This window comes from Tellurirhabdus rosea (assembly GCF_026278345.1).
Classification (GTDB): Bacteria; Bacteroidota; Bacteroidia; order Cytophagales; family Spirosomataceae; genus Tellurirhabdus; species Tellurirhabdus rosea.
Genome location: NZ_CP111085.1, coordinates 2,679,536 through 2,700,429, shown reverse-complemented (window position 1 = coordinate 2,700,429; position 20,894 = coordinate 2,679,536). Strand labels below are relative to the sequence as shown.

The 20,894-nt window shown below is 56.9% G+C and carries 19 protein-coding genes; 11 read left to right on the top strand and 8 right to left on the bottom strand.

What is annotated here, in order from left to right:
- Positions 1–34: 34 nt before the first annotated feature.
- Complete coding sequence (locus ORG26_RS11310; RefSeq protein WP_266369202.1) at positions 35–1,132, top strand: DmpA family aminopeptidase; 1,098 nt, start codon at positions 35–37, stop codon at positions 1,130–1,132.
- Positions 1,133–1,138: 6 nt separating this feature from the next.
- On the opposite strand, the gene ORG26_RS11305 is transcribed toward ORG26_RS11310, so the two are convergent.
- From ORG26_RS11305 to ORG26_RS11290, 4 genes are all read right to left on the bottom strand, one after another.
- Positions 1,139–1,903, bottom strand: a complete 765-nt coding sequence (locus ORG26_RS11305) for a hypothetical protein (protein ID WP_266369200.1) — start codon at positions 1,901–1,903, stop codon at positions 1,139–1,141.
- 71 nt (positions 1,904–1,974) lie between these two features.
- On the bottom strand, positions 1,975–2,913 hold the full coding sequence (locus ORG26_RS11300) for a hypothetical protein (protein WP_266369199.1): 939 nt from the start codon (positions 2,911–2,913) through the stop codon (positions 1,975–1,977).
- 162 nt (positions 2,914–3,075) lie between these two features.
- On the bottom strand, positions 3,076–4,659 hold the full coding sequence (locus ORG26_RS11295; protein WP_266369198.1) for a M28 family peptidase: 1,584 nt from the start codon (positions 4,657–4,659) through the stop codon (positions 3,076–3,078).
- A 134-nt stretch (positions 4,660–4,793) separates the two neighbouring features.
- Positions 4,794–5,795 carry a lysylphosphatidylglycerol synthase transmembrane domain-containing protein gene (locus ORG26_RS11290; RefSeq protein WP_266369196.1) on the bottom strand — a complete coding sequence of 334 codons (1,002 nt, stop codon included), beginning with the start codon at positions 5,793–5,795 and terminating at the stop codon, positions 4,794–4,796.
- A 165-nt stretch (positions 5,796–5,960) separates the two neighbouring features.
- On the opposite strand from ORG26_RS11290, the gene ORG26_RS11285 reads away from it, so the two are divergent.
- From ORG26_RS11285 to ORG26_RS11265, 5 genes are read left to right on the top strand one after another with little or no spacing between them, the layout of a single operon-like run.
- Positions 5,961–8,030: a DUF7657 domain-containing protein gene (locus ORG26_RS11285; RefSeq protein ID WP_266369194.1), complete on the top strand. Its 2,070-nt coding sequence runs from the start codon at positions 5,961–5,963 to the stop codon at positions 8,028–8,030.
- A 3-nt stretch (positions 8,031–8,033) separates the two neighbouring features.
- A complete protein-coding gene (locus tag ORG26_RS11280; protein ID WP_266369192.1) occupies positions 8,034–8,774 on the top strand; it encodes a glycosyltransferase family 2 protein in 741 nt (246 codons plus the stop codon).
- On the top strand, positions 8,755–9,156 hold the full coding sequence (locus tag ORG26_RS11275; RefSeq protein WP_266369191.1) for a DUF2304 domain-containing protein: 402 nt from the start codon (positions 8,755–8,757) through the stop codon (positions 9,154–9,156). The genes ORG26_RS11280 and ORG26_RS11275 overlap by 20 nt, the downstream gene beginning before the upstream one ends.
- 7 nt (positions 9,157–9,163) lie before the next feature.
- Entirely contained in the window at positions 9,164–9,928 is a 765-nt protein-coding gene (locus ORG26_RS11270; protein WP_266369190.1) for a glycosyltransferase family 2 protein, read from the top strand.
- Positions 9,925–11,136 (top strand): glycosyltransferase family 9 protein, encoded by a 1,212-nt coding sequence (locus tag ORG26_RS11265; protein WP_266369188.1) that lies wholly within the window; start codon positions 9,925–9,927, stop codon positions 11,134–11,136. Before ORG26_RS11270 ends, ORG26_RS11265 begins: the two co-directional genes overlap by 4 nt.
- Here ORG26_RS11265 and ORG26_RS11260 read toward each other — a convergent pair.
- Positions 11,124–11,987 (bottom strand): FkbM family methyltransferase, encoded by an 864-nt coding sequence (locus ORG26_RS11260; RefSeq protein WP_266369187.1) that lies wholly within the window; start codon positions 11,985–11,987, stop codon positions 11,124–11,126. The genes ORG26_RS11265 and ORG26_RS11260 overlap by 13 nt on opposite strands.
- A 175-nt stretch (positions 11,988–12,162) precedes the next feature.
- On the opposite strand from ORG26_RS11260, the gene gcvP reads away from it, so the two are divergent.
- Positions 12,163–15,039, top strand: a complete 2,877-nt coding sequence (gene gcvP, locus ORG26_RS11255; protein WP_266369185.1) for an aminomethyl-transferring glycine dehydrogenase — start codon at positions 12,163–12,165, stop codon at positions 15,037–15,039.
- A gap of 93 nt (positions 15,040–15,132) precedes the next feature.
- Here the strand turns inward: gcvP and ORG26_RS11250 are convergent, their stop codons facing one another.
- Entirely contained in the window at positions 15,133–15,795 is a 663-nt protein-coding gene (locus tag ORG26_RS11250) for a phosphatidylserine decarboxylase family protein (RefSeq protein WP_266369184.1), read from the bottom strand.
- Between the two features lie 144 nt (positions 15,796–15,939).
- Positions 15,940–17,214, bottom strand: coding sequence for a Glu/Leu/Phe/Val family dehydrogenase (locus ORG26_RS11245; protein WP_266369183.1), 1,275 nt, complete (start codon positions 17,212–17,214; stop codon positions 15,940–15,942).
- Between the two features lie 336 nt (positions 17,215–17,550).
- On the opposite strand from ORG26_RS11245, the gene ORG26_RS11240 reads away from it, so the two are divergent.
- The 4 genes from ORG26_RS11240 to ORG26_RS11225 all read left to right on the top strand — a co-directional run bounded on the left by ORG26_RS11240 (position 17,551) and on the right by ORG26_RS11225 (position 19,844).
- Positions 17,551–17,937 carry a TraR/DksA family transcriptional regulator gene (locus tag ORG26_RS11240; RefSeq protein ID WP_266369182.1) on the top strand — a complete coding sequence of 129 codons (387 nt, stop codon included), beginning with the start codon at positions 17,551–17,553 and terminating at the stop codon, positions 17,935–17,937.
- A gap of 177 nt (positions 17,938–18,114) precedes the next feature.
- The gene (locus ORG26_RS11235; protein ID WP_266369181.1) at positions 18,115–18,579 is read left to right on the top strand and encodes a phage holin family protein; all 465 of its coding nucleotides are present in this window, start codon (positions 18,115–18,117) and stop codon (positions 18,577–18,579) included.
- Positions 18,580–18,625: 46 nt separating this feature from the next.
- The gene (locus tag ORG26_RS11230) at positions 18,626–19,117 is read left to right on the top strand and encodes a hypothetical protein (protein ID WP_266369179.1); all 492 of its coding nucleotides are present in this window, start codon (positions 18,626–18,628) and stop codon (positions 19,115–19,117) included.
- The gene (locus ORG26_RS11225; protein ID WP_266369178.1) at positions 19,047–19,844 is read left to right on the top strand and encodes a phosphoglycerol geranylgeranyltransferase; all 798 of its coding nucleotides are present in this window, start codon (positions 19,047–19,049) and stop codon (positions 19,842–19,844) included. The genes ORG26_RS11230 and ORG26_RS11225 overlap by 71 nt, the downstream gene beginning before the upstream one ends.
- A gap of 67 nt (positions 19,845–19,911) precedes the next feature.
- On the opposite strand, the gene ORG26_RS11220 is transcribed toward ORG26_RS11225, so the two are convergent.
- On the bottom strand, positions 19,912–20,838 hold the full coding sequence (locus ORG26_RS11220; protein WP_266369176.1) for a helix-turn-helix domain-containing protein: 927 nt from the start codon (positions 20,836–20,838) through the stop codon (positions 19,912–19,914).
- Between the last annotated feature and the right edge of the window lie 56 nt (positions 20,839–20,894).

The following is a 20,894-nucleotide window of genomic DNA, read 5'->3' as shown; positions in this document are numbered from 1 at the left end:
GAATTGTCTGCCGTCGGTTTTCAACTTTTTTCCCATGATTTTACGGTTACTTGGTCTGTTTCTGCTCTTTTCCATGGCTGTTTCCGCCCAATCTTCCAAACGCGCCCGCGACTACGCAATCCGCTTCGGCGTCATGGCGCCCGGTCCGCTCAACGCCATCACCGACGTGCCGGGCGTCCGGGTCGGCCAGGTGACGCTCATTCAGGGCCCGAACGTCCGAACGGGCGTAACGGCCATTCTGCCGCATGCGGGCAATCTGTTTCAGGAAAAATGCCCGGCGGCCATTTACATCGGCAACGGCTTCGGCAAGCTGACGGGCTACAGCCAGGTGGAAGAACTCGGAACGCTGGAAACGCCAATTGTGCTGACCAACACGCTGAGCGTCCCGACGGCCGCCGATGCCGTCATCGATTATACGCTGGCGCAGCCCGGCAACGAGCAGGTGCGGTCCCTGAACCCGGTCATCGGCGAAACCAACGACGGCTTTCTCAACGACATCCGCGGACGGCACGTCACCCGGCAGCACGTGCTGGAAGCCCTGCGGAAAGCCAGTACCGGGCCGGTCGCCGAAGGGGCCGTCGGTGCCGGGACCGGAACGGTCTGTTTCGGGTTCAAAGGCGGCATCGGTACGGCTTCGCGGAAACTGCCCGGTTCGCTGGGCGGCTACACGGTCGGCGTACTGGTGCAGACCAATTTCGGCGGGGTGCTGCAGGTCGGAAACCTGCCCGTCGGCGTGGCGCTGGGCAAATATTCTTACAGGGAAAAACTGGACGGCTCCTGCATGATGGTGGTGCTGACGGACGCGCCACTCGACGCCCGTAACCTGAAGCGGCTCGCCAAACGGGCGTTTATGGGACTGGCCCAGACCGGCGGCATCGCCTCCAACGGCAGCGGCGACTACGTCATTGCGGTTTCGACGGCCAATCGCATTCCCCACGAAACCAGCCGGACGCTCGACGAGGTAAAGCTCCTTCGCAACGACAATGTCTCGCCCCTGTTCATGGCCGCCATCGAAGCGACGGAGGAAGCCATCATCAATTCGCTGTTCGCCGCCGAAACGATGAAGGGCGATCAGGGGCACCAGGTGGAGAAACTGCCGGTGGACAAAGTGGTGGAACTGTTGAAAAAATAACGGAATCTACTGCTCCTCAACGTTTCCGGCACCCAGTTCGCCAAACAGCGTCTGCCAGTACTGCGTGACCGCCGGATTGTTTTCGCGGACGGACGCGTTGGGCTCAAACGGTAGAATAAGCGTAATGTCGGGACTGCCGATGCTGTTTTTCTTCAACTGTTCGGCGTCGGTTTTGGCCCACTCTTCGGCCTGGGCGTTGTCTTTGGGCGGCGTCTGGTGGAAGTCCCGGCGACCGGGGCCTTTGGTGCTTTCCACCATGTCGCTGAGGTAATACACTTTCAGGTTGGCTCCGCTGTCGGCGGCTTTGGCGATGACGGGCAGACTGGCCCAGATGTCGGTCTGCTGGTTCGACCGGCCGCCGTTCTGCTGCGCCAGCTGCTGAAGCACGCGCTGGCGGATGACGGCTTTTTCGCGGCCCAGCGCCAGATCGAAGGTCGTCTGGGCGGCTTCGCGGTCGGTGGCGTTGGCGTTGTCCTCCACTTCCAGCTCCGAGCGGGTCGTGACGGTCAGGGCCCGGGCTTTGGACGTGTTTTCGTGAATGAAGTACACCTCCAGCTTGTCGCCTTTTTTCTGAATATTCTGATCAATGATTTCGTTGAGCGCCTGCTGGTATTTTTGCGCGACAAAGGCCCGGTTGACGTTCACACTCACCGATTTATCCATAAAAATCAGCGTATGCGTCGGAGTCGTGTCGGTGGGCTTTTCGGCTTCTTTGGCGGAATCGGAGCAGCCGGATAGAGCAATCAGCAAAAAAGCAAGGAAGCGTTTCATGGTGCTGTAACCCGGAACCTCATTCCGGGAATGGTTTACGAATGATTAGGCATGTTGACACTTTACCTGAACTACAGGCGCAGAACCGTGTCAGCCGGAGCATTCCGGTTCCAGTAATCCGTTTGAACTGTTTTCTGTAAAACGGCGCGGGAGGTAAGTTGTTTGTCTTTGCTTTTGTACGTTTCTTCCCAGCCCAGAATCCGGTGAGGAAACTGATTTTCAAAGACGATCAGCAGCGTCCGGCCGTCGGTCTTATACTCCAGCCGGTACGCTTTCGGGCTATTTCCGGAAAAAGCCGTTCCGGTATAATCGGTCAGCGAAACATCGGCGGTGAGGGGTTCCAGCTTCCTGTGCCGCAGCCGCGCCGACTGCGTGCCCGGAACGACCGAAACAGAGCCGGTCGGCAACCGGTCGGGTGCCAGCCGGATGCGGTTCCAGATTTCGTCTTCCAGCAGGGCTTTCCCAATTTCGTAATCCTCGGCCACCTCCTGCTCAAAATACGACCGGCCGCTCACCCCATAACCGCCGCTGCGGTAATTCATCTGCAGATAACTGTGCCCGCACCATTCCTGCCCCGAGGTGCTTACTTTAAGCGTGGCGGGAAACTCGGCGTGCTGAATGGGCGTAAAAACGGACGTGTACAGCGAATAATCGTAAATGCCCGTGACAAATTTCCTGACAAAGTTCAGCTTCAGAACGGGCGTTGACCGGCTGCGGCTGGCTTCGGTCTCGGACTTCACCTGCGTATCGGTGCGAAAATCTTCGGTGACAAAGATAAGAACGGCTTCTCCGGGGTTCAGGGCACCGTACTGCGCCTGCTCCAGACGGTACCGGTTCAGTTCGGCCTTGCCCGCAAACCAGTAGCCGGCAAACGCTTTAGGCGGCTCCCCGGAGGAAGGAACGGCGGCAGCCGGCTCCTTCTGAAAAACCGTCGCTTTCATGGCAACCGCAAAAACGACGGCGAGCAGAACAACGCCGGGCAGAAAGTATCGGGTGATGGCTTCTTTCATTGAACAGAAAAGTAACCACGAAGAAAAAAGAAATAAATGAATAATTAAGAATGAACCGCGGCGGACCGCGTTGCAAAATGAATAATTAAGAATGAATAATGAAGGCTCCGCTGATTCAGGATTCTAACCTGGCGGAGCCTTCATTATTCATTCATTTCTGCCTTACGGCTTATTGCTGTCCACAACCGGACGGTTCTCCCGATTGGCTACTTCCCAGGCGGTGAAGAACACCAGTCGGGCGGATTTCTCGGCGAGGTTGAAGTTGATCTTGTCCACGTCGTCCGTCGGGCGGTGGTAGTCGGGGTGCAGACCGTTGAAATAGAAAATGATGGGGATTTTGTGCTTGGCGAAGTTGTAGTGGTCCGAGCGGTAGTAGATGCGCTCGGGATCACCCGGATCGTTGTATTTGTAATCCAGTTCCATCATCGTGTTGGCGCGGTTGGCGTTTTCGCTGATCTGGTGCAGTTCCGACGAAAGTTTATCGGAGCCAATTACGTAGATGTAGTTCTCGGATTTGCCCAGGTGCAGGTCGTCTACGCGGCCCACCATGTCGATGTTCAGGTCGGCTACCGTGTTGGCCAGCGGAATGATCGGCTGCATGTCGGCATAATACTGGGAACCAAGCAGGCCTTTTTCTTCGCCCGTCACGCAGAGAAACAGCACCGAGCGCCGGGGACCTTTGCCCTCAGCCTTGGCTTTGGCAAACGCCTGGGCCATTTCCAGGACAGACACCGTACCCGAACCGTCGTCGTTGGCCCCGTTGTTCACCTGCCCGTCCGGGCTGACACCGATATGGTCGTAGTGCGACGAAACGATCAGCACTTCGTCCTTTTTGTCCGTCCCTTCCAGAAAGCCCATGACGTTTTCGGTCTGCACGGCTTCTTCTTTCCGTTCGGCTTTCAGGCTAACTTTTCCTTTCAGCGAGCCTGCGGTTGTTTTGCCGCTGTCGGTGATTTTCTGAACGGCCTTGTTGAACTTGTCGGTTTTGGTATTCAAAAGGTTGGCGGCCAGATCGGAGGAAATCAGGAACGTTCCCACCGGGCTGAGCTGCTCGGCGCCCGGTTTCAGCGTCAGGCGGTTGAAGCGGCCCATCAGGGCGCTGCGCTCGGCCACCAGCCGTTTGTAATCGTCGCCCGACTGAGCCGATACGATGAAAATCTGGGCCGCGCCTTTGTCCTTGGCCAGCGTCACTTTTTTCCGCCAGCTATCCGGACTGTTGAAGTCGGCGGTTCCTTCCAGCGGCTCCCCTTTTTTGTTCTTCGGAGCGCCTTCCAGCACCACGACGGCTTTGCCTTTTATGTCCAGTTTGGCGTAATCGTCGTAGGCCCCGGCGCTGATGCCGTAGCCCGCAAAAACGGTTTCAAACGCCGTTTCGGTGGGAACGCTCAGCAGGCCGTTGACGATGAAGTCTTTCGGGTATGAATAAGTGGCCCCGCCCGCTTTTACGTAAAAATCGCCCCAGGTTTTCCGGTAAAGGTTAAACGGCTGGAGGTAGGACGTTTTGCCGTCGGCCGTCGGAACGATGGCTTTCAAACCAAACTCCTGAAACTGTTTGGCGAGGTATTCCGCCGCTTTTTTCTGGCCCGGCGTGCCGGTTTCGCGGCCCTGCATGTCGTCGGCGGCGATAACGCGGAGGTGCTTTTCAAGGTCGCCCGCCTGAATGGTCCGGGCGTAGTCGGTCACCGTCTGGCTGAAGGCGACCTGACCCGACAGCAGCAGGCAAAGAGCAGCAATTTGAGAACGCATAGATGAAATTTGGAAAATAATTAAAGTACAAAATAATCGATTTGCCCGAAGTATACAAACGTGCGGGGAATAAGCCCGATTTGTGACACAACCTCATAGTCGTACTACGGGCGTTCAGGAGTAACATCAGTCATTCAGGCATCCGTAACCGAAATGTGGCTGGCCTTGTGCCGCAGCGCCAGCACCGGTGCCAGCAGGAAGCCGCCCAGGCTGAAAAGCAGGGCCGTCCCGACGATAATGGCGTGCAGAAACGTGGCCGCCGTGACGCTGTCGGTCAGCGAAAACCCGTAGAAACGCAGACCAACGGACGCCAGCGCGTGGTAGGTGCCGACGCCTCCCTGTGTGGGGACGGCCAGCCCGCCCAGAGAAGTCAGCGCCAGAACGGTCAGGGCGGCCAGTGGAGTCAGGGAACGGAGCAGCGGGCTGGTCAGAAAGGCGGCGTAGGTGGTCAGAAAAGCCAGTCCGTAACCCAGCGCGCTCAGGCCCCAGAAAAGACCCGGTTGCCGGAGCTGCCGGACCGTCCGCAGGCCCTCGTTCAAGCCCCGAACGGCGTTTTGCACCCGCGACGGCTGCGCTGCCGGAGGAGGTGATGGGCGAAGAAGCCGGCGGAGCAGCTGCCATCCGCCCGCCAGCAGGAGAGCCGTCAGCGGCAGAACGTACCAGAACCGGAGCAGCCGTTCGCCGACCGTATCGGCGAAGTACGTCCAGAGGCGCGCGAATTCGAGCAGCAGCGTCAGCCCGACCAGCGCCCCCAGCATCAGCAGATCGACCACCCGCTCGGCCACCACCGACCCGAGGCTAAGCGCCAGCGGGACGCGGTCCGTGCGCCGGAGCGTTTCACAGCGGGTCAGCTCACCGGCGCCGGGAAAGGCCAGTCCGGCCAGCGTTCCGGCCAGAATGGCAACGGTCGCCCGGAAAACCGGCGGATGGTGGCCCGCACTTTGCAGCAGGAGCCGCCAGCGCAACGCCCGCAGCCCGTAGGTGAGCAGCATCGAGAGTCCGACCAGAAGCAGCCAGCCATACCGGGCCCGTCGGAATTGCTGGGACAGTTCCGCAAAGGCCACGTCTTTGAGCACGTACCAAAGCAGCCCTGCACTCAGCAGACCAATGATTATTTTTCTTGCGTAACCGGCCATTCCTGGCTAAAGTAACGAAATCGGGTAGCGGAATTGGCGGTGCACCGATTTAATTTGTGTAATTTATCTGAGGCAAGAGGCTGGACGTTACTATTCCGACGAATTTGCATCTTTAGTAGCAGCACCTTTCACCTTCCAGTTATTGATTCGTTTACCAAGGAATTCATGTCAAAAAAGAAACGAGTGGTTCCGGGGCCTTCCGCCGGAAAACCGACGGTTAAACCGGAGCCGGTCATGCAGGCGGCCACGGTCGCACCGGCCGAACGGACGGTTGCGTTGTCCGCCGGGCGGTCTTTTGAATTAATTCGCTTTGATACCCGGCTGAAATGGTTTCTGGCGGTCTGTGTGGGGTTGTTTGTGCTGTTTACGCTCGCCAAAATTCACTCGGTTTCCATTCCGGCCTGGAACCAGATCATCCCCGATGGCTCCGACCCGAAACGCGGCCTGCTTTCGGGAACGCCGCGCTCGATCCGCATGGACGATTATGCCGTGGGCACGCCCTGGATTCTTTCGCAGGTGAATAAGGGCCTGCCGCTGGAAAACGAAACACTCGGGGGCGAGAAGGCCCCGATTCTGGTGGCTCCGACCAAACACTTCAGTGTGGCATTCCGGCCCGAATACTGGGGCTTTCTTTTTCTTCCGACCGAACAGGGCTATGCCTGGGTCTATAACTTCCGGGCCTGCCTGTCCATCATCGGGGCGCTGCTGGCCCTGCTTCTGCTCACCCGGAACAACTTCTGGCTATCGGCAACGGGCAGTCTGTGGCTCTTCCTCTCGTCGGGCACCCAGTCCTGGACGTACATTCCCACCAGCCTGATCGCCAGTACCAGCCTGATCTTCGTAGCCACCGTTTACGTGCTGTTCAGCACCCGGACGAGGCCGCTGCTGATAAGTGCATTGTTGCTGATCTGGTCGCTGGGGTATTTTGCCCTTATTCTGTATCCACCCTACCAGGTGCCGCTGGCGTATGTGCTGGCGGCTCTGCTGCTGGGCTATCTGCTCAACAATATCCGGCAGCCGGAGCTGAAAACGAGTCTTCCGCTGAAAGCCGGGGCGCTGGTGCTGGCCGTGGGCGCCGTGGCGGTGGTGTTTCTCAGCTATTACGCGGACGTAAAGACAACCATCGAAGCCACGATGAATACCGTGTACCCCGGCAAACGCAACGAACTGGGTGGCACGGGCTTTATCGCCAACTGGTTTTCGGAATATTTCAGCTGGCAGTGGAGCGACAGCCGTTTTCCGAAAAACTGGCTGAACTCCTGCGAATTGGCGCATTATCTGACCTTCGCCCCCATCATCCTGCCCGGTCTGGCCGTTGCTTTTGTCCGGTCCCGGTCGGTGGACTGGGTGCTGTTGCTACTCGGCCTGTTCATTCTGGTCGGTTACGTCTGGATCGAGGTTGGTTTTCCGGGCTGGCTGGCGAAGGCGACCCTCTGGAACATGAGCCCGACGCGCCGGACCCAGATTCCCTTCGGCATCGCTAACGTTCTGCTGACGGTACTTTACCTGCATTATCTCCAGACGAAAAGCCTCAAATCGGGCACGGCAGTCACGGCGCTGAGCATCGCGGGCGTGGTGGCCTACTTCATCTACGCGGCGCAGGTCAACATCGGCGATTCCGACGGTTTTTTTCGCTGGCATCAGCTGGTGGTGCCGGTGCTATTCTTTGCGGCGCTGGGGTCGCTTCTGCTCATCAGCTGGCGACCGGCTTACCGGCAGGCCCTTTTCTGCGGCGGCATTATTCTTTTCCTGCTGCCTAATCTGAAGATGAATCCGGTCGCCAAGGGCCTGGCTCCCATTACCGACCACCAGTTGTACAAATCGATCCAGAGCCTTCACCAGCAGGAGCCGAAAGCCCGCTGGGTGGTTTTTGGCAGTCAGTACATTTCGTATCTGGCCACAGCCACGGGCGTAGACCTGCTGAGCGGCGTGAAGTTCATCCCGGCCCGGACTATTCTGAAAGTGCTCGACCCGCAGATGAAACGCGATTCGGCCTACAACCGCTACGCGCATACGGTCTACAACACCTACATCGACGGGCAGAAAGACACGGTCATCATTCAGAATACCTTTGAAGACGGCTATCAGGTGCTCATGGACCCGTGTTCGCCCCGGTTCAGGCAGCTCAACGTCAAATACATCATCTTCGACCGGCAGCCGCAGCCCATCGAGACGCGGTGCATGAAGCTGGTGAATTCGCTCGGAACCATTCAGATTTACCGGATAAACGATTAGTGTATGCTCACAAATCCGCGCATTCTGGTCATTGTGCCCTGTTTCAACGAGGAGGCCGCCATTGCGGGGGTGGTGGAGGAGATTAACCGACAGCGGACACAGCTTCCTCTGGATGTGCTGGTGGTCAACGACTGCTCGACGGACCGGTCGCCGGACGTCATCCGGCGGCTAAACTGCCTCTGGCTCGACCTGCCGGTCAATCTGGGCATCGGCGGAGCTATGCATGCGGGCTACAAATACGCCTGCCGGAACGGGTACGACATCGCTGTCCAGATGGATGGCGACGGGCAGCACCCGGCCGACGAACTGCCGCGCCTGCTTCGGCCCATTCTGGACGAAAAAGCGGATGTGGTGATCGGGTCGCGGTTTCTTGCCAAAGGAGGGTTTCGGTCTACCTGGCTGCGCCGGACCGGCATCCGTTATTTCCGCTGGCTCAACCGGAGCCTGATCGGGCAGTTGATTCACGACAGTACGTCCGGCTTCCGGGCCTTCAACCGGCGGACGATCGAGATTGTGAGCGCGTATTACCCCGACGAATACCCGGAACCGGAGTCCATCGTTCAGTTTGGGCTGCACAACCTGCGGATGGTGGAAGTGCCCGTACAGATGCGCGAACGGCAGGGCGGCACCTCGTCCATTACTTCGCTGAAGGCGGTGTATTACATGTTCAAAGTGACGCTCGCCACGGTGTTCATTTATTTACGTCTGCGAAACCAGTCTCATTATGGAAACGCTGCCTGTTAAAATTCAGATAATCAGTGTTATCGGGGCGCTGGGTTTTCTGGCGATGATCGCCCGGCTGATCGTCCGGGGCAAGTTGCGGGAGGAATACGCCATTGTCTGGATCATCTGCACCGCTATCCTGACCGTGTTTTCCATCTGGCGAAAGGGGCTGGAAGAGATTTCGTTGCTGCTGGGCGTTTTTTACCCGCCTTCGCTCATTTTTCTGGCGGCGATTTTTGCCATCATCGTCTTTCTGGTTCATCTTTCGGTCGTCAATTCCCGGATGCAGTCGGAGATTAAAGTGCTGACGCACGAAGTGGCCTTTCTGAAACAACAACTACAGAAGCGGGCGGGCGAAACGGCGGTCAGTTCCGGGGACGAACCTGTTTCGGCGGCCGTATAACCTGCGTATGCTGCCTTCCATCTCCCTCATTACGCCTTCCTACAACCAGGGGCCTTACATCCGAAAAACGGTGGAATCCGTTCTGAATCAGGCTTATCCGGCTCTGGAGTACCTGGTGGTGGACGGGCAGTCGTCGGACGGGACGTTACCGATTCTTCGCGAATACAGCCACCGGCTCCGGCTGATTTCCGAACCGGACCGGGGGCAGACCGACGCGCTCAACAAAGGGCTGCGGGCCGCTACGGGCGACATCGTGGGCTGGCTCAATTCGGACGATTACCTGTTACCGGGCGCCCTGCACGAAGTGGGCCGTTTCTTCGAACAGCACCCGGACGTGTCATGGCTGACGGGCGACTGCCTCATTGTGGACAAAGACGGTCGTTTGATCCAGCAACCTATCCGGGAATACAAGCGGATTCTCCGGAAGCTTTCTCCTTCCTTTTATCTGGGTATTACCAACGCCATTTGCCAGCCGGCCACGTTCTGGCGGCGTTCCCTGCACGACCGGCTGGGCTACTTGAACGAAAACCTGCGTTATACGATGGATTACGACTGGTGGCTCCGGCTGGCGCAGCTTCAGCCGCCAGCCGTTCTGGCCAAACCGCTGGCGGCGTTTCGCATCCACGGGGCGTCCAAAGGCGGAAGCCAGTTTACGGAGCAGTTTGACGAAGACTACCGCACGCTGATTCGGCACCGGCCTGCCGATTGGGTGCGCTTGCTTCACCGGGCGCACAACGAGGCCATTGTCGGCATTTATAAGCTTATCAAATGAATCTGAAAGCACTCATCCGCCTGCTGAAAACCTCCCCGCTGCTTGTGCCGGTGCTGGCCGGGATCGACGCGGTGCTGTGGCTGGTGGACCGGCTGGCCATCCTGACCGCGGGCCGCCCGGCCGGAAAGGCGCCGTCGCTGCTGGTCATCCGGCTCGATGTGCTGGGCGATTACCTGCTGTTCCGTCCGTATCTGCGGATGCTGAAAACACGGGCGCCTTTTGAGGGCCACCGGCTTATTCTGCTGGGTAATGAAGCGTTCCGGCCGCTGGCCGAAGCGTTCGACGCGGACGTTCTCGACGGGGCGATCTGGGTGGATATTTACAAACTGACAACCCGGCCGCTTTACCGGTTTCGTGTAGTCCGCCAACTGCGGCGACAGGGTTTTTCGGCGGTTTTTTGCCCGACGGTGAGCCGGGTGCTGGTGCTGGACGATTTTCTGGCGGCGGCCACCGGAGCGCCCGTGCGGATTGGCTGCCGGACGGACTTTGTCAACAGCAAACGCTGGGAAGCCCGGTTAGGCGACCGGCTGTACACGCGGCTGCTGCCCCGCCCGGAAGGCATTCTGTTCGAAATGGAGCGGAACCGTCGACTGATGGAAATGCTGTCGGGCCAGTCGCTGGCGCTTCCTAAGCCCGACCTTCCCGAGCGACTGGCCCGACCGCTTGCCCTGCCCGACCGCTTCGTCATCCTGTCGCTCGGCGCCGGACAGGACTTTCGGATCTGGCCCACCGAACGCTTTGCCGCCGTGGTCCGGCAGCTGCGGCGGGAGTTTCCGGGCTATCGGATTGTGCTGACGGGTACGGCGTCGGAACAGGCGTATGCCCGCCGGTTGCAGCAGGAAGTACCCGAAGAACACGACCGGATAACCGATTTGACGGGCCGGTTGAGCATCCCGGAACTCGTTTACGCGCTGAGAAAGGCCGCTTTACTCCTGACCAACGAAACCGGAATTGTCCATCTGGCCGCCGCCTGTGGAACCCCGGCGCTGGTGATATCGCAGGGAAAGTCGCTGGTGCGCTGGCATCCTTATCCTGCCGGGCTGGCCGACCGGATTACGTACCTTTACCCGACTTATATCGAGCAGAACCGCCACCGTCTTGCCGAAATTGCGCCCGAGTTCAACCCGGAATCCCGCTTCGGCATGGACGAGATTTCGGTGGAAAGGGTCTGGCAGGCCGTGTCCGGAAAGCTGCTTCAGGCGGTATAGTGGAACATCAGGTTGGTGTAGCGGTTGATGGGCCGTGCACTCAGTTCCAGCAGTTCCTCATACGTGCGGGGCACCACCGCTTTTTTCTTCTCGTCAATCTCCCGGACCTCGTAGCCCAGTTCCTGCATCATGCGCAGGTAGTCGGCGGGCGAAGCGCCGCTGTTGTAGAGCCCTCTCGGCCAGAATTCACTGATAACCAACGGGTGATCTCTTTTCAGTAGGTCGTATCCGCCTTTCAGGACAAAATATTCAAAGCCCTGCACGTCGATTTTCACCAGGTCGATTTTGTCGCTGATGGTATCATCGAGGCGAAGCGTCGGTACGTCCACGAATTCCGTAAAATCCCCGTCGTTGTAAAGCCGGTAATCGCCAACGTTGAACGGGTGCTTGTACAGCCGCATCGTGCCCGGTTTGTCCGACAAGGCGGCGTTGAACGCCTTCACGTTGGTCAGGTTGTTGAGCGCCAGGTTTTTCTGGAGAAGGGCAAAATTGCCGGGATCGGGCTCGAAGGCGTAGACCGATCCGGCGGTGGCTTTCTGGGCGACCCGGATGGAGTAATAGCCCATGTTGGCCCCAATATCGAGCATGACCGTGTCCGGCCGCACACAGGCAAGCAGCGTTTCCGTTTCGGTGGGTTCAAACCGGATGGTGCCGTCGGCGACCTGAAGCGTGTCATGCGCGTCGAGGTACATCGAAAAAGTGCCGAAACGGTAGGGTCGGCTGGTGTCAATTTTCCCTTTGAGGCCGAGACGATGGGCCAGAATGGCGAGTTTGAACATCACCCGGTCGCCGTCAACGCCGAGTTTATCCAGGAAAGACGAGACCGAAGAAACGACCAGATTCTTAAGCATGTGCGCGCGAAAACCGCTTAAAGCAAGGTTGAATCCAAAGATAACGATTAAGGTTTGAATTAGTACATACAAATATTGATAATGCCGACGTTGATTTGTGTCAAGTTTCTGAGAAAAATGCACTTTTTGCTGTAATTTCGGGTTTTAAAATCAGCTAAATGACTGGCAAAGCCTTATGAAGATAGTCCTCCATCAACAGGAGTCCTTTGAACAGCGTCATCACGGAAAAGACCAGGCTGAACTGGCCGGTTTGCTCGACAGTGTCGGCGTATCCTCCATCAACGAACTGATTGACCAGACCGTACCGGCCGCCATCCGGCTGGCCCAGCCGCTGAACCTGCCTGCTCCCCGCTCCGAAAATCAGTTTCTGGCCGATTTCCGGAAGCTGGCCCAGCAGAACAAGGTGTACAAATCGTACATTGGCACGGGGTACTACGACACCCTGACGCCGAACGTCATTCTCCGGAACATTCTGGAAAACCCGGCCTGGTACACGGCTTATACGCCGTATCAGGCCGAAATCGCCCAGGGACGACTGGAGGCTTTGCTGAACTTCCAGACGGTTGTTTCGGACCTGACGGGCATGGAGATTGCCAACGCCTCGCTGCTGGATGAAGCTACGGCGGCGGCCGAAGCCATGACCATGCTCCACTCGCTACGTCCGGCCGCCAAAAAAGGCGCAAACACGTTCTTCGTTTCCGAGCGCTGCCATCCGCAGACGATCGACGTGGTCCGGACCCGGGCTACGCCGCTGAACATCGACGTTCGGGTGGGCGACCACCGGACGCTGGATGTTACCGATTCGGCGGTTTACGGTGTTCTATTGCAATATCCAGCCTCCGACGGCGACGTGTTCGACTACACGGACCTGATTGCGGCGGCGCACGAAAACAATATTTTTACGGCTGTAGCGGCCGATCTTCTGGCCTTAACGCTGTTAACGCCTCCGGGCGAAATGGGCGCCGATGTCGTGGTGGGCTCAGCCCAGCGTTTTGGCGTTCCGATGGGCTACGGCGGTCCGCACGCGGCCTTTTTTGCTACCAAAGACGCTTACAAGCGGCAGATTCCGGGCCGGATCATCGGCGTTTCGGTCGATGCCCAGGGCAAACCGGCGCTGCGCATGGCCCTGCAAACCCGCGAGCAGCACATCCGCCGCGAGAAAGCCACATCGAACATCTGTACGGCTCAGGTACTGCTGGCCGTGATGGCGAGCGCCTACGCCGTTTACCACGGTCCCGAGCGCCTGCGGGCGATTGCCGAGCGCGTGCATGGACTGACAAAAATGTTCGCTACGGCGCTGCGCTGGAATGGGTACGAACTCGCCACGGAGAATTATTTTGATACCGTCACCGTCCGCGTGGACGATGTCGAATCGCTGCAGAAAACGGCCCGCAAAGCCGGCGTGAACCTGCGCTATTTTGCGGATGATGCCACGGTGGGCGTTTCCTTCGACGAAGCAAAAACATACGAGGACGTGGTGCAGCTGCTGGACGTATTCGGCGTCTGCGCCGACATGCAGGCCGTGACAGAATCACTGGAGTTTACCTGGCCGGAGCGGCTGGTCCGTCAGTCCGAGTACCTGACGCATCCGGTTTTCAATACGCACCATACGGAGCACGAAATGCTGCGCTACCTGCGCTCGCTGGAGGAAAAAGACCTTTCGCTGGTGCATTCGATGATTTCGCTGGGAAGCTGCACCATGAAGTTGAACGCTACGGCGGAGATGATTCCCGTCACGTGGCCGGAGTTTGGCAAGATGCACCCGTTTGCTCCGAAAGACCAGACGGCCGGTTACCAGCAGCTTTTCAAAGACCTGAACAACTGGCTCTGCGAAATCACCGGCTTTGCGGCCATGTCGATGCAGCCGAACTCCGGTGCTCAGGGCGAATACGCCGGTCTGATGGTCATCCGGGCCTACCACGAAAGCCGGGGCGATAGCCACCGCAACGTGGCCCTCATTCCGTCGTCGGCACACGGGACGAATCCCGCCAGCGCGGTTATGGCCGGGATGAAGGTGGTCATCACTAAGTGCGACGAGCGCGGAAACATTGACCTGGCCGACCTGCGGGCCAAAGCCGAGCAGTACAGCAGCGAACTGTCGTGCCTGATGGTAACCTACCCGTCGACGCATGGCGTGTTTGAAGAAAGCATCAAGGAAATCTGCGAGCTGATCCACGAACATGGTGGACAGGTATACATGGATGGTGCCAACATGAACGCCCAGGTCGGTCTGACTTCTCCGGCGAATATCGGTGCGGACGTTTGCCACCTGAACCTGCACAAAACCTTCTGTATTCCGCACGGCGGCGGCGGTCCGGGCATGGGGCCCATCGGGGTAGCGGCGCATCTGGTGCCGTTCCTGCCGGGTCACGTAACGGAAGAGGCCCAGCAGCAGGGTGCAGTATCGGCAGCGCCCTACGGTTCGGCCAGCATTCTGACCATTTCGTACGCTTACATCGCCATGATGGGTGGCGAAGGGCTGACGCATGCCACCGAAATGGCCATTCTGAACGCCAACTACATTAAATCGCGTCTGGAAGGACACTACCCGATTCTTTACACGGGCACTAACGGCCGCTGCGCTCACGAGATGATCGTGGATTGCCGCCCGTTCAAAGCGTCTGGAGTGGAAGTGGAAGACATTGCCAAGCGGCTGATGGACTACGGTTTCCACGCGCCGACGATGTCCTTCCCGGTACCGGGGACGATGATGATCGAGCCGACCGAGTCGGAGTCGAAAGCCGAAATCGACCGTTTCTGCGACGCCCTCATCAGCATTCGTGAAGAAATCCGCGAGGTGGAGGAAGGCCGCGCCGACAAAGCGAACAACGTGCTGAAGCACGCTCCGCACACGGCCGCCGTCATTATCGCCGATAACTGGGACCGTCCGTACAGCCGCGAGAAAGCCGCTTTCCCGCTGCCGTACGTAAAAGCCCGCAAGTTCTGGCCGAGCGTCAGCCGGGTGGACAACGCCTACGGTGACCGGAACCTCGTTTGTTCGTGCGTGCCGACGGACGCCTACGCCGAGGAAGTGGCCGAAGCCGTGCAGTAAGCCAGCACATGTTATAAAAAGCGCGGGCTATCAGTCCGCGCTACCATAAAAAAAGCCCCGGATCGGGGCTTTTTTGTTTATCTGATGGTAGAATCAGGAGGGCAGTTCTGCCAGAACCGTGACGCCGCCCTTCGTTTTTTCGCCGATTTTCACTTTGATCTCGGCGTCGAGCGGCAGGTAAATGTCGACGCGGGAGCCGAACTTGATAAAGCCGAATTCGGACCCCTGGCGCACTTCCTGGCCTTCCTTGACGTACCACACAATGCGCCGGGCCATGGCACCCGCGATCTGGCGGAAAAGAACTTCCACGCCATTTTTAGCCTGCACGACAACGGATGTCCGTTCGTTTTCGGTGCTCGATTTGGGATGCCAGGCCACCAGGTATTTGCCGGGGTAATACCGGACATATTTGACCAGCCCCGATACCGGATGGAAGTTGATGTGCACGTTCAGCGGCGACATAAACACCGAAACCTGACGGCGGGGCCCTTTGAAATATTCGCTTTCAACCGTTTCTTCAATGACGACAACCGTGCCGTCGGCAGGGCAGATCACATGCCTGTCGTTTTCATCCGTCACGCGCCGGGGCTTCCGAAAGAACTGCAGCACGAGCAGAAACAGCACGATACTCGTAACCATCACCAGCCAGAATGCGGTGTCATTGCCCGAAAAGAGGTAAGTCGTGACCAGGTTCAAGCCCACCAGCACCAGCACCGTTACCAGAAGAATCGTGTATCCTTCCTTGTGAATTGTCATAGAAAAAAGATCGGTTACAAAAAAAGGCCGGAAAACCGGCCCGCGAAATTACGAAAAACAGTCATGAGTTATGAATTATGAGTTATGAATTAGTTAGCTAAAGCAAGTTAACTCATCATGCATAACTCATAACTCTTAACTAAATCAATATCCTCCGCGGAACTTGTACGTGCTCGCTACTTTGTCGATGGCGACGATGTAGGCGGCCAGGCGCATCGAAACGCTGTATTTGATCGAAGTGTCATACACCCGGTCAAAGGCGTCTTTCATGATGCGGTCGGAACGGCGGTTGACGCGGTCGAGCGTCCATTTGTAGCCGATGCGGTTCTGTACCCATTCGAAGTAGGAGACCGTTACGCCGCCTGCGTTTGCCAGAATGTCGGGTACCACCAGAACGCCTTTGCTGTTGATGATGTCGTCGGCAGAAGCGGAAGTGGGGCCGTTGGCACCTTCGATGATCATCTTCGCCTGGATGGTGTGGGCGTTTTCGGCCGTGATCACGTCTTCTTTTGCGGCGGGAACGAGCACATCGACGGGCAGCGAAAGCAGTTGCTCGTTCGAAATCTTCTCCGCGCCCGCAAAACCGTCCAGGGTGCCGTTGTGGGCATTGCGATAGGCAATCGCTGCCTCAATGTCGATGCCGCGGTCGTTGTAGTAACCGCCACTGATGTCGCTGATGGCGTTGACCGTGACGCCCCGTTCGTGCAGGAGCGAAGCCGCGTAGGAACCCACGTTTCCAAAGCCCTGGATGGCGGCCGAAGCCCGGTAAGGATTCATCCGGAGCTTGTCCATCGCCGCCAGCGCCGAAATCGTCACGCCGCGGCCCGTGGCTTCCGTGCGGCCCAGCGAACCACCCAGTACGAGCGGCTTGCCGGTAACCACGGCATTGACCGTCATGCCTTTGGCTTTCGAATATTCGTCCATCAGCCAGGCCATTTCGCGCGGGCCCGTGCCCATGTCGGGAGCCGGAATGTCTTTGTCGGGGCCGAACACGTCGAGCATCGCTACGGTATAGGCCCGCATCAGCCGTTCGATTTCGCCGGCCGACATTTCGCGCGGGTTGCAGGCGATTCCACCCTTGGCACCCCCGTACGGAATATCCACCACGGCGCACTTCCAGGTCATCCAGGCGGCCAGCGCCCGGACTTCGTCGAGGTGAACGCCCGGATCGAAGCGGATACCGCCTTTGGCCGGTCCGAGGATGTTGGAGTGAATAACGCGGTGTCCTTCAAAAACCCTGATTTCGCCGTTGTCCATCGTGATGGGCAGGCCGACCGTCACCTGTTTGGCGGGTACTTTCAGGATGTAATACATTTCTTCCGTAATGCCCAGGAGCCGGGCCGCCGCGTCGAAACGCGACATCATGGATTCGAGGGGATTCTCTTTATCTTTTATCGGTGCAGGTTCGATATAAGCCATAAACTAATTAGTTAGTTGACAAAAAACGCAGAAGTATGTCCTCGCAAACATACCAAAAAATAAATACTACTAATAAATAACTATTTTTTCATGGTATAGTCTAAAAAAAGAGGACAAAACGTCTTGCGGCCAATCCGAAAAATGTGGCAATGATGTAACGAAAGAGAAGGGGTAACAAGTCTGAAAATTTGGTGTTTTTCACGTTTTACCAATTCGTAAGATTTTGACTTTTTTTTGAACGGCGGCCAAATAAGATGGAAATGAATCAATTGAGTTGTAATTTTGTTCTCATAAAAGCACCGTTTAGTAACCAAAAATTTACAAACATTACTCCTTATGGTTCAGGAAGAAAAGAAGCGTTATTCAGAAGAAGACCTGAAAGAGTTTGAGATTCTGATTAACCAGAAGCTCGAAGCCTCCCGTAGCGAGCTTAACTACATTAAGGAGACGCTCAGTAAACGGAACGACAGCGGTACCGACAACACCTCGGGTACGTCGAAACTGCTGGAAGATGGGGCCGACACGAGTGAGCGTGAAAACCTGAGCCAGTTGGCGGCCCGTCTGCAGAAGTTTATCCAGCAACTGGATGCGGCTCTGGTCCGGATCAAGAACGGTACGTACGGCATCTGCGTCGATACGGGCAAGCTCATTCCCAAAGAGCGTCTGCGGGCCGTTCCGCATACCCAGCAAACCATCGAAGCAAAACTGAAGCGCGCCAGTTAAGCGTCTTTCCAGCGATAACAAAAGCATCGGACCCGAGCTGTATTCGGCCGTCCGGTGCTTTTTTGTTTTGGTATTACAGACAACGGGCGCGTCCGGGGCACCTGCCCACATAATACCTTTTGGCAAACAAAATCCTATCTATTTTGTAATACCCTTACAGTCAAATCAGGGACAGCCATGTTGGAAAAAATTGATGAAATTCGGGACAGTATCTTTAAATACCTTGAAGCCCGTATTGAACTGTTCAAGCTGGAAACGCGGAATAAGGTAGAAGAGGGGGCGGTACAGGCAGTACACGGAATTGTGCTGGGTTTTCTGGCGACGATCACAACGATATTTCTTTTTAGTCTGCTGGCGGCCTGGATCAACCACCTGACCGACAGCCGGTACCTGGGTTTTCTGATCGTGGCCGGATTCTTTCTGGTGCTGACGATCATCTGGGTTGCGGCCAAGAATTTCTTCCTGGCCCGCATCCGGACGATGGCCTATGGCGTGCTGAAAAGCCAGCAGGAAAAGAAGGAACACGAAAAAACGGACGCGATCAACGAACTCCGCCAGCAGACGGAAGAGTCGATCCGGCAGTCTTATTCCGAACGGGCAACGGGCGGCGCGGGGCCGTCTTATCAGAACCCCAATGTTTAAACAGTCATACCAACCAATTTTTTACTAATTTTAGAACGCTCAAATTATGGACCCGAACGTACCTTTTTCGGATACCTCAGCTCGCCGGGCGGAATTAATGGAGGCAACGGAGCAGTACAAAAGCCGCATTGAAACGAATGTAAGCTCGCTGAAGGGTGACGCTTCGGAAGTTGGCAAGACTGTTGCTATTGTTGCTGGTGTTTCCCTGGCGGTTTACCTCATCGCAAGCCTGATTCTGCCCAAAGACAGAGACCAGGACGAGGAGGAAGCTTACTACGATGAAGATGCCGATGAATATTATCCGCAGCACAGTCAGAAAGCAATGACGCACCGTGCGACCAAAGCGGCTGAATCGGCGCCTAAGAAATCGGCGATCAGTGGAGCTATAATGGGTATCGTGACCTCGATCGCTACGGCTTACGCCAAGGATCAGGCCTTGAAGTATGTTTCCCGATTTACTCAAAATAATGCATCAAAGCAGCCATACGCTTCCGGTCGGCAAACCCAGCCATCTCCTTACCAGTCTGTATACCCGTAAAGAAGCGGGCCAAAAATCGTTCGCTGTCTTGCTCGATCCGGATAAGGTCGGGCAAGACGCGTTTAAGGACCTCCTGATACGAAGCGTTGAAAATCGGGTCGATTTCTTTTTTGTCGGCGGCAGCCTGATCACCAGTTACGTAACGCGCGAAATTATCGGTATGATCCGGGATTATACGCCGATTCCGGTCGTTCTTTTTCCCGGCAACAGTCTCCACATCGAGCCGAGTGCGGATGCCATCCTGCTCCTTTCGCTCATTTCGGGCCGCAATCCGGACTTTCTGATCGGACAGCATGTCGTGGCGGCTCCCATCCTTCGGCAAAGTGGTCTCGAAATCCTCTCGACCGGGTATATGCTGGTCGATAGCGGCACCCAGACGACGGTTTCCTACATCAGCAATACGACGCCGCTGCCCCACGACAAACCCGGCGTGGCGGCCTGTACGGCAATGGCGGGCGAAATGCTCGGCCTGAAACTGATGTACCTGGATGCGGGCAGCGGCGCGCGTCGGCCAGTTTCTCCCGAAATGATCGCGGCCGTCCGCGCGGCGGTCGATACGCCCATTGTGGTCGGCGGCGGCATCAACTCACCCGAGAAAGCGATGGCGGCCCTGCAGGCGGGGGCGGATGTGATTGTGGTCGGCAACGGAATCGAGAAAAATCCCGAGCTGCTGCCCGAAATCGCCGATGTCGTTCAGAAAGCGAACAAAGGGGTAATTAGTCAATAAAATGAAGTCGTAAGTGGCTCCGCCGTCTCCCAGCGAGGCGGAGCCACTTACGACTTACGACTTCGTTTTACACATTCATCAGCGACTCCCGGCGGCGCATCTTTCCGGCGGGAATACCGAACATCATCTTGAAGCGGCGGCAGAAATAGGCCGTATCCTTGTAGCCCACTTCGGCCCCGATCGCCCGGATGCTTTTCTTGCTCGTCCGCAGCAGGCCGACGGCGGCTTCCATCCGCTGGTATTCGATGTAATCCTGCGGGTTGATGCCCGTCAGCATCTTGAAGTACTGCCCGACATAATCTTCCGACACGTTGGCCACGTTGGCGAGCACCTTGTTGGAAAGGTCGCCGCCGAGGTTGTTTTTGATGTAGGCGAAAATATCGATCAGGCGCGGGTCCTTGAAATACGTGCTGTTGGTCACGAGCTGCTCGACGAACAGGCGGTTCTTCAGGATGTAGCGGATGACCTCGATGACGATCTCTTCCGTTTTGATCTTGATAATCCGGCCTTTTCCGGCGGTCTCCAGCATGTCTTCCGCCAGAATATCGTTGATGGTAAGCGCCAGCTGGCTTTCGCCCTTGATGATGAAGGGCGGAATGTCCAGCGAGTTGAAGAAGTTTACCGAGTCGAAGACCTTGGCCTCAAAGGAGACGTAGCCGAACGAGTTGGGCATGTTGCCGATCTTCTGCGTATCCCGGTTGGCTTCGAAATACAGTTCGCGGTGGGTCATGAACTCTTCGTTCGTCACGGTCTTCGGAGAGGTCGGATCGCCGTAGGTGACGGTCACGTGTTTGCCGCCCGGAATAAAGAGCATATCCCCCGGTTCAACCTGCTGCAGCTCCTCCCCAAACGATACTTCGCCGTTGTAAAGAATCATCAACGAGTTCTCCACATCGTAGTAATTCTTGATCGTAATCGGCTGAAGAATCCGGATGTTACGCGCTTTAATGAATTTGACGCCCAGCGATTCGATGATTTTGTTATAATCTTCCATGACGGTAAACGCTAAGTCCTATCTATAGCTTTAGGTGGTGTATCGTGTTTATTGCA

What these genes read in the sequence shown, in the direction of transcription:
- ORG26_RS11310 (WP_266369202.1), top strand. Translation starts at nt 35, where the DNA reads ATGATTTTACGGTTACTTGGTCTGTTTCTGCTCTTTTCCATGGCTGTT.
- ORG26_RS11305 (WP_266369200.1), bottom strand. Translation starts at nt 1,903, where the DNA reads ATGAAACGCTTCCTTGCTTTTTTGCTGATTGCTCTATCCGGCTGCTCC.
- ORG26_RS11300 (WP_266369199.1), bottom strand. Translation starts at nt 2,913, where the DNA reads ATGAAAGAAGCCATCACCCGATACTTTCTGCCCGGCGTTGTTCTGCTC.
- ORG26_RS11295 (WP_266369198.1), bottom strand. Translation starts at nt 4,659, where the DNA reads ATGCGTTCTCAAATTGCTGCTCTTTGCCTGCTGCTGTCGGGTCAGGTC.
- ORG26_RS11290 (WP_266369196.1), bottom strand. Translation starts at nt 5,795, where the DNA reads ATGGCCGGTTACGCAAGAAAAATAATCATTGGTCTGCTGAGTGCAGGG.
- ORG26_RS11285 (WP_266369194.1), top strand. Translation starts at nt 5,961, where the DNA reads ATGTCAAAAAAGAAACGAGTGGTTCCGGGGCCTTCCGCCGGAAAACCG.
- ORG26_RS11280 (WP_266369192.1), top strand. Translation starts at nt 8,034, where the DNA reads ATGCTCACAAATCCGCGCATTCTGGTCATTGTGCCCTGTTTCAACGAG.
- ORG26_RS11275 (WP_266369191.1), top strand. Translation starts at nt 8,755, where the DNA reads ATGGAAACGCTGCCTGTTAAAATTCAGATAATCAGTGTTATCGGGGCG.
- ORG26_RS11270 (WP_266369190.1), top strand. Translation starts at nt 9,164, where the DNA reads ATGCTGCCTTCCATCTCCCTCATTACGCCTTCCTACAACCAGGGGCCT.
- ORG26_RS11265 (WP_266369188.1), top strand. Translation starts at nt 9,925, where the DNA reads ATGAATCTGAAAGCACTCATCCGCCTGCTGAAAACCTCCCCGCTGCTT.
- ORG26_RS11260 (WP_266369187.1), bottom strand. Translation starts at nt 11,987, where the DNA reads ATGCTTAAGAATCTGGTCGTTTCTTCGGTCTCGTCTTTCCTGGATAAA.
- gcvP (WP_266369185.1), top strand. Translation starts at nt 12,163, where the DNA reads ATGAAGATAGTCCTCCATCAACAGGAGTCCTTTGAACAGCGTCATCAC.
- ORG26_RS11250 (WP_266369184.1), bottom strand. Translation starts at nt 15,795, where the DNA reads ATGACAATTCACAAGGAAGGATACACGATTCTTCTGGTAACGGTGCTG.
- ORG26_RS11245 (WP_266369183.1), bottom strand. Translation starts at nt 17,214, where the DNA reads ATGGCTTATATCGAACCTGCACCGATAAAAGATAAAGAGAATCCCCTC.
- ORG26_RS11240 (WP_266369182.1), top strand. Translation starts at nt 17,551, where the DNA reads ATGGTTCAGGAAGAAAAGAAGCGTTATTCAGAAGAAGACCTGAAAGAG.
- ORG26_RS11235 (WP_266369181.1), top strand. Translation starts at nt 18,115, where the DNA reads ATGTTGGAAAAAATTGATGAAATTCGGGACAGTATCTTTAAATACCTT.
- ORG26_RS11230 (WP_266369179.1), top strand. Translation starts at nt 18,626, where the DNA reads ATGGACCCGAACGTACCTTTTTCGGATACCTCAGCTCGCCGGGCGGAA.
- ORG26_RS11225 (WP_266369178.1), top strand. Translation starts at nt 19,047, where the DNA reads ATGCATCAAAGCAGCCATACGCTTCCGGTCGGCAAACCCAGCCATCTC.
- ORG26_RS11220 (WP_266369176.1), bottom strand. Translation starts at nt 20,838, where the DNA reads ATGGAAGATTATAACAAAATCATCGAATCGCTGGGCGTCAAATTCATT.